This window comes from Sphingomonas bacterium, from assembly GCF_903643065.1.
GTDB lineage: Bacteria > Pseudomonadota > Alphaproteobacteria > Sphingomonadales > Sphingomonadaceae > Sphingomonas.
The window spans coordinates 1-7,115 of sequence record NZ_CAHJWX010000087.1; the positions used below are offsets into that span (position 1 = coordinate 1).

A 7,115-nucleotide genomic window follows, 5' to 3' on the forward strand; every position below is an offset into this window, starting at 1 on the left:
CGGGCGCGCCGGCCTCCACCTGCCGCGCCAGCCCCGAGCTGGGCCCGAACGACAGCACCGGCCGCGCATGCCCCCGCGCCGCCCAGGCATCGGCCTCCGCGTTCATCGCCTCGTTGAGGCTCGCGGCGGCGAGCACCAACGGCCCGCGCGGCTGCGCGGCGAGCGGGGTGGCGAGACAGGCGAGCAGAAGCAGCAAGCGGCGCATGACGCTCCTCTAACCCCTCTCCCGCCCTTGTGGGAGAGGGCACCCCTGCGCCCCGCTCCCCAACTTTCCGCTGTCCTGCAACGAACCGATCCGGTTAGCGCGCGACTCAGGCGAGACAAGACCCGCCTGCCCGCCCCCGAGCGCCCGCCGCTGCTCGATGTCACGCCCGTCCCGCGCCAGCGCCCAGGCAGGAATGTTACCGTTCTCTGATGCCTGATCCGGGACGGTCGTCAGCAAGGGATCGCACCGTCGAACCATCGATCAGATCCCTGGGCGACTCGCGTCACCGGCAACTCGTCGTGATGTTCGTCACTCCGGTCGTCGCACGGCAAGATTGACCCCGACGATCGCTAAGTTATTGGAGGCGAAGAACAACAATAGTTCGTCCGGTGTAGGGACTCTCTTCTACGGATGTGAGATAATCCTCGCGGTGATGCTCGCGGTCCTGGGGAGGTCCGCGACACGAACCGGGGGAGGATGACAATGCCGACGATCATCAAGGCGCCGGGTCATGGCGGCCAGACGCGCGGCCTCACCGCGGGGTCGATGCCCGGCATGGCCGCCGGTACCAACGGCGGCATGATGCCCGGCGCCGGCGTGGGCCGCTTCGGTCGGATGTTCGACGATGCGGTCGATCGCCCACGGCACAGCGACGCCCTGCTTCTCGATCTCGCCCATCTCATGACCGGGACCGGTGATCCGAACGATCCCGACATCGATCGGGGGAAACCGATCCGGACGGACACCACCACCAATCCGCCGACGAACGCGAACGACGAAGGCGACGAGAACCCGGTGGTGCCGGCCGGTTACACCTATTTCGGCCAGTTCGTCGATCACGACATCACGTTCGATCCGACCCCGTTGCACGGCAAGGAAGTCGATCCGAACGCGCTCGCCGATTATCGCACGCCGGCGCTCGATCTGGACAGCGTGTACGGCAGCGGCCCCGACAATCAGCCCTATCTCTACACGACCGACCAGAACGGCTTCACGATCCTTCGCACGGGCGCCGACATCTCGGGCGGCATCGCCAACGCGGGCGCGGCGACCGCCAGCAAGCACGACCATTTCCGGCTGCCACCCGACGCGGACGGGTTGGCGATGGCGGTGCTGGGCGACAAGCGCAACGACGAGAACAAGCTGGTCGCGCAGATCCACACCGCGTTCGTCGCGCTTCACAACAAGCTGATGGGCGACCCGCAGACACTGCTCAAGATGGGCGCGTTCGATGTCGGCGATCCGGAAGCCCGCTTCCGGATGGCGGTGAAGACGGTGCGCTGGCATTATCAATGGGTCGTGCTGTTCGACTATGCGCGTGACCGGCTGTGCGAGCTGACGATGGTCGACGAGGTGCTGAACGCGGGCAGCACGCCGCGGCTGAGCCATTATCTCGCGAACAGCCCGCCCTTCGCCTATATGCCCGTCGAGTTCTCGGTGGCGGCGTTCCGGCTCGGCCACTCGATGGTGCGGCCCACCTATGCGCTCAACGAGACCGTTGGCAGCACGCCGCCGTTCGACAAGCTCCGCATCCCGATCTTCAAGGTCGGCGGGAAGGCATTCGAGGCGCTGAACGGCTTTGGCCAGGCGATCCCGGCCAAATGGGGGATCGACTGGAGCTTCTTCCTCGACGGCCCCGCCAAGCCCGTCCACCAGCCGGGTACGCAGCCGCTCGCCATCCCGCAGCTGTCCTACCGGATGGACGCGACGATCGTCGACCCGCTCGCGGCGCTGCCGGAGTTCAAGGGCAAGCAGCCGGACGCGAACCTCGCCTTCCGCAATCTGCTGCGCGGACGGATGCTGCTATTGCCCTCGGGCGAGGCGGTCGCCGGGCGGCTGGGGATCAAGCCGCTGACCTTCGAGGAGCTGTGGTGGTCGGGCTCGCAGCGCGATCCCGCGCGCGATTTGGCCAAGGTGGACGACGATCGCAAGACGCTCGCCACGCGCCGCAAGAAGTTCGGCGACGACAATCATGCCGCCATCGCCGGCGCGACGCCGCTCTGGTACTATATCCTGCGCGAGGCCGAGCTGTTCGGCACCATGCGCGCGCCGAACGATCCGTTCGGCGGCCAGCATCTGGGGCCGGTCGGCAGCCGCATCGTCGCGGAGACGTTCGTGGGCCTGCTCTGGATGGATCAGACGAGCTTCCTGCACAGCCAGACGCCGTTTCGTCCCGTGCTCGGCTTGCCCAAGCCGCTCCCGGCGAGCGAGAGGTTCACCTTGGCGGACCTGATCCGCTATGCGTTGAGCTGATCGGTCCGGATCGAGGCCGATCCGGACCTACCCCTCGTCCCCCATCCGCAACGCCGCGATGAACGCCTCTTGCGGGATGCTCACGCTCCCATATTCCCGCATCTTCAGCTTGCCCTTCTTCTGCTTGTCGAGCAGCTTGCGCTTGCGCGTCGCGTCGCCGCCATAGCATTTGGCGGTCACGTCCTTGCGCATCGCGCTGATCGTCTCGCGCGCGATCACCTTGCCGCCAATCGCCGCCTGGATCGGGATCTTGAACAGGTGGCGCGGGATCAGCTCCTTGAGCCGCTCCACCATCCCCCGCCCGCGCCCCTCGGCGGTGGCGCGGTGGACGATCATCGACAGCGCGTCGACCGGCTCCTCGTTGACCAGGATGCCCATTTTGACCAGGTCGCCTTCGCGATAGCCGATCTGGGCATAGTCGAAGCTCGCATAACCTTTCGATAGCGACTTGAGCCGATCGTAGAAGTCGAACACCACCTCGTTGAGCGGCAGCTCGTACTTGGCCTGCGCGCGCCCACCGACATAGGTGAGGTCCTTCTGGATGCCGCGCCGGTCCTGGCACAGCTTGAGCACGGAGCCGAGATACTCGTCGGGAACGTAGATCGTCGCCTCGATCCACGGCTCGGCGATGGTCGCGATCTTGTTCGGCTCCGGCATGTCGGCGGGATTGTGGAGATCGATCTGGGTGATGCCGGCGGGATCGGGGTGCGTCAGCGTGATCTGGTACACCACCGACGGCGCGGTGGTGATGAGGTCCAGGTCATATTCGCGCGTCAGCCGCTCCTGGATGATCTCCAGGTGGAGCAGCCCCAGGAACCCGCAGCGAAAGCCGAAGCCCAGCGCGGCCGAGGTCTCCGTCTCGAAGGAGAAGGACGCGTCGTTGAGCCGCAGCTTGCTGATGCTCTCGCGCAGCTTCTCGAAGTCGTTGGCGTCGACGGGGAACAGCCCGCAGAACACGACCGGCTGCACCTCCTTGAACCCCGGCAGCGCCTGCGTCGCCGGACGGCGCGTGTCGGTCAGCGTGTCGCCGACGCGCGCCTGCGCCACGTCCTTGATCTGCGCGGTGATGAAGCCGATCTCGCCGGGGCCGAGGTCGGGCAGCTGCTCGATCTTGGGCCGGAAGCAGCCGACCCGGTCGATCAGGTGCTGCGTCCCCGCCTGCATGAACGTCACCTGCTGGCCGCGCCGGAGCGTGCCGTCGATCACGCGCACCAGGATCATCACGCCCAGATACGGGTCGTACCAGCTGTCGACCAGCATCGCCTTGAGCGGCGCGTCCGCGTCGCCGGCGGGCGGCGGGATGCGCGTGACGATCGCCTCCAGGATGTCGGCGATGCCGATCCCCGCCTTGGCGCTGGCGAGCACCGCGCCCGAGGCGTCGAGCCCGATCACGTCCTCGATCTCGCGCCGCACCTTTTCCGGCTCGGCGGCGGGCAGGTCGATCTTGTTGATGACCGGCACGATTTCGTGATCGTGCTCGATCGATTGGTAGACGTTGGCGAGCGTCTGCGCCTCTACCCCCTGCGCCGCGTCCACCACCAGCAGCGCCCCCTCGCACGCGGCGAGCGACCGGCTCACCTCGTAGGCGAAATCGACATGCCCCGGCGTGTCCATCAGGTTGAGCTCGTAGTCGAGCCCGTCATTCGCCCGATAGGCGAGACGCACGGTCTGCGCCTTGATGGTGATCCCCCGCTCCTTCTCGATATCCATGTTGTCGAGCACCTGCTCGCTCATCTCGCGATCGGACAAGCCGCCGGTTGCCTGGATCAGCCGGTCGGCGAGCGTCGACTTGCCGTGATCGATGTGGGCGATGATGGAGAAGTTGCGGATGCGGTCGAGCGAGGTGGCCATGATGCCGCGCGACTAGCCTAGCGGCGCCCGGGCTGCTAGGAAATTGCCCGACGGGTCGCGACTAGGGCCACCGAACTCCACAGGAGCGGTGGCATCATCGATGGGGGTCGAACCATGCACCGTCTTGCCACGTCCGCGGCACTTGCCGCCTTGCTCGCCACGCCGGGCGGCGCGCAGCGCCTGGCCAAGCCGTCCGCCGGCCAGCGGCTGCAGGAGACGACCGCCAACGACGTGCCCCGCTGCCCGCGCAAGCTCGGCACCGTCTCGATCGAGGATGGGGACGATCCCAGCGCCTGGACGCAGGCCAGCCTGGCGCCGCCGTCCAAGCTGCTCAAGGTCCTCGTCGCGCGCTCGGGCTGCTTCAACCTGGTTGATCGCGGCACCGGGCTGAACGCGGCCAACCGCGAGCGCAACATCGGCGGCTCGCTGGGGCTACAGCGCCGATCCAATGTCGGCATCGGCCAGGTCAAGGCCGCCGACTATGTGCTGGTGGCCGAGATACAGGGCGCGAACAGCAACGTCAGCGGCAGCGGCGCGGCCGCCGGGATCGGCGGGCTGGTCGGGGGGCGGATCGGTGGGCTGGTCGGCGGGTTCCGCAGCAAGAAGATGGAGGCCAACACCATCCTGTCGCTCACCAACGTCCGCACCACCGAGACGATCGCGACCGAGGACGGCTATGCGGCCAAGAACAACCTGTCGCTCGCGGGCGGCGGTTTCTTCGCCGTCGCGGGCGGGGTCGGTGGCGGGTATGACAACACCGATCTGGGGCGTATCGTCACGCTCTCCTTCATCCAGGCCTATGCCAGGCTGGTCAACGACCTGGGCGAGATCACGCCCGGCGCGGAAGGAACGGCGCAGGCGGCGCCGTCCAGGACCTACACGGCCGAGGGGAGCGTCGCCCTGCGCGCGAGCGCCTCGCCTCAGGGTCGCCTGGTCCGCACGCTGCCCGCCGGCGCGACTGTCTACCCCACCGGCAAGAAGGTCGGGCTGTGGTGGGAGGTGGCGGACGAGAACGACAATAGCGGCTGGGTGATCAACACCCGCCTGGCGCCGACGCAATAGGCCGCCGCGCCGCCGCCTCGATCGCCGCCAGCGCGCTGAAATAGCGGCGTTGCCCCGCGCCGCTGACCAGCGCCCAGCGCACGCCGCGTCGCTCCAGCTCGCGCCGCGACAGGTCGAAGAACCGCTGCCGCGACGCCGTCGTCCCGAACATGCGCGTGCCGTCATCCTCCCAGGGCAGGTCGATGTCGAACAGCAGGTACAGATCGGCGACGCCCGTCCAGCGATCGAACCACGGATCGCGCCGGCCGAACAGCATGTCGGCCCAGACCGCGCTCATCAGCGGATCGGTGTCCAGGATCACCGGCGTCGGCCCCTGCGCCACCGCGGCGCGGGTCTTGGCGTCGTGCGCGCCGGCGATCATGACCAGGTCCGCCATCGTCAGGTCGGTGCCGAACTGCTCGCAATAGGTGCGTCCGAACTCGGCGACGCAGCGCGAGGCGAAATGTCGCGCCAGCAGCGGCGCCAGCGTCGACTTGCCCGTGCTCTCCGGGCCATGCAGGCAGATCGTGCGGAGCGTCATGCAACGGCGGGTCCCATGGGGCGAACCGCCCGCCGCCAGTCCACCAGGCCCCAGACGGACAAGGCGAGGTAGATGGCGTACAGGGCGGCAAAGAGCGGCAGGTGCTTGACGAGGTAAAGCGGGATCAGCGCCACGTCCACCGCTACCCACAGCCACCAATTCTCCAGCCGGCGCCGCGCCATCCAGACCTGCGCCACCATGCTGACCACCGCCGTGCCCGCGTCCCACCACGGATAGGCCGCGTCCGTCCAGCGCGCCATCGCGCCGCCCCACAGCGCGGTGGCGACGATCGCGGCGGCGCCCCACGCCCACCAGTCGCCGGCGGCCGCGCGCGTCACCAAGACCTCCCCGGCCCGCGCGCGCGAGCGACGCCAATTGGCCCAGCCGTACAGGTTGGCGGCGGCGAAGAAGAGCTGCAATGCCGCGTCGCTATACAGCCGCTGTCGCCACACCACCCAGCCGAACAACGTCACCGACCCGATCGCGGTCGGGAAGGTCCATACGCTGCGCCGCGCGCCCAGCGCGACGCAGACCAACCCCAGCGCCGTCGCGATCCACTCGATGGCCGACATCGGCCGATCATAGCCACGCTTGCCCCGCCCCGCCAAGCCGCCACGCCCGCCGTCGAGAGAGGCCGGACCGGGCACCGCGCCCGATCGGAACGGCACCGCGCCGACTCATCCGTCCAGCTGCCATCGGTAACGGCCGGTCAACGGATAGCGGAACAGCGCCGCCTCCTCGCGCACGCCGTCGCCGATATTGTGGATCACCATCCCCGGGGCCCGGTCCGAGACGATGCCCGTGTGCGCAAGCCGCCCGCCGATCTGGCTCGTGAAGATGTCACCGGGACGCCAGCCGTCGGCGGCCCCGGGGATCGGCAGCGCCGCGTGATGTCGCGCGAAGAAGGTGGCGAGGTTGGGGACGCGGCGGTGATCGATGCTCGGGTCCGGGGCGTGCAGGCCCCATCGCCTCGGATAGGCGGCGAAGCCGGCGTGCATGTCGACGTTGACCAGCGCCTGCAGGTCCAGGCCGAACGCATCGCGATATGCCCGGATCACCACATCGGTGCACACCCCGCGCGCGCGCGGCACGTCGCCGCCCGGAAAGGCCAGCGTCGTATAGCCCGGATCATAGGCCAGCGTGACGCCGACCTGTCGGCGCGCCGCCTCGACCAGCGCCCGGCCGGACCGGCGGTCCGGCGCCAGCGCGCGCAACGGCGACGCC

Annotated in this window: 6 protein-coding genes and 1 pseudogene; 2 read left to right on the forward strand and 5 right to left on the reverse strand. The window is 68.6% G+C overall.

Features of this window, described 5'->3' with window-relative positions:
- Positions 1-205 (reverse strand): annotated as a pseudogene (locus HUU95_RS04645) (molybdate ABC transporter substrate-binding protein); the annotation flags it as partial.
- 483 nt (positions 206-688) lie between these two features.
- On the opposite strand from HUU95_RS04645, the gene HUU95_RS04650 reads away from it, so the two are divergent.
- Positions 689-2,458: a peroxidase family protein gene (locus HUU95_RS04650; RefSeq protein ID WP_174279039.1), complete on the forward strand. Its 1,770-nt coding sequence runs from the start codon at positions 689-691 to the stop codon at positions 2,456-2,458.
- A gap of 27 nt (positions 2,459-2,485) precedes the next feature.
- Here HUU95_RS04650 and lepA read toward each other — a convergent pair whose 3' ends face one another.
- Positions 2,486-4,309: a translation elongation factor 4 gene (gene lepA, locus HUU95_RS04655; RefSeq protein ID WP_174279040.1), complete on the reverse strand. Its 1,824-nt coding sequence runs from the start codon at positions 4,307-4,309 to the stop codon at positions 2,486-2,488.
- A gap of 114 nt (positions 4,310-4,423) precedes the next feature.
- On the opposite strand from lepA, the gene HUU95_RS04660 reads away from it, so the two are divergent.
- Positions 4,424-5,371 (forward strand): SH3 domain-containing protein, encoded by a 948-nt coding sequence (locus HUU95_RS04660; protein ID WP_174279041.1) that lies wholly within the window; start codon positions 4,424-4,426, stop codon positions 5,369-5,371.
- Here the strand turns inward: HUU95_RS04660 and HUU95_RS04665 are convergent.
- The 3 genes from HUU95_RS04665 to HUU95_RS04675 all read right to left on the reverse strand — a co-directional run.
- Positions 5,343-5,891, reverse strand: a complete 549-nt coding sequence (locus HUU95_RS04665; RefSeq protein WP_174279042.1) for an AAA family ATPase — start codon at positions 5,889-5,891, stop codon at positions 5,343-5,345. The two genes, HUU95_RS04660 and HUU95_RS04665, sit on opposite strands and share 29 nt — an antisense overlap.
- Positions 5,888-6,559 (reverse strand): nicotinamide riboside transporter PnuC, encoded by a 672-nt coding sequence (gene pnuC / locus HUU95_RS04670; RefSeq protein WP_368039798.1) that lies wholly within the window; start codon positions 6,557-6,559, stop codon positions 5,888-5,890. The genes HUU95_RS04665 and pnuC overlap by 4 nt, the downstream gene beginning before the upstream one ends.
- 9 nt (positions 6,560-6,568) lie before the next feature.
- Positions 6,569-7,115: DUF1287 domain-containing protein (locus HUU95_RS04675; RefSeq protein WP_217429772.1), on the reverse strand; the 547-nt coding region annotated here is incomplete at its 5' end.

Bases quoted from the DNA above. Each gene is read 5' to 3' on its own strand.
- lepA (WP_174279040.1), bottom strand. From the start codon at position 4,309: ATGGCCACCTCGCTCGACCGCATCCGCAACTTCTCCATCATCGCCCAC.
- HUU95_RS04650 (WP_174279039.1), top strand. From the start codon at position 689: ATGCCGACGATCATCAAGGCGCCGGGTCATGGCGGCCAGACGCGCGGC.
- HUU95_RS04665 (WP_174279042.1), bottom strand. From the start codon at position 5,891: ATGACGCTCCGCACGATCTGCCTGCATGGCCCGGAGAGCACGGGCAAG.
- HUU95_RS04660 (WP_174279041.1), top strand. From the start codon at position 4,424: ATGCACCGTCTTGCCACGTCCGCGGCACTTGCCGCCTTGCTCGCCACG.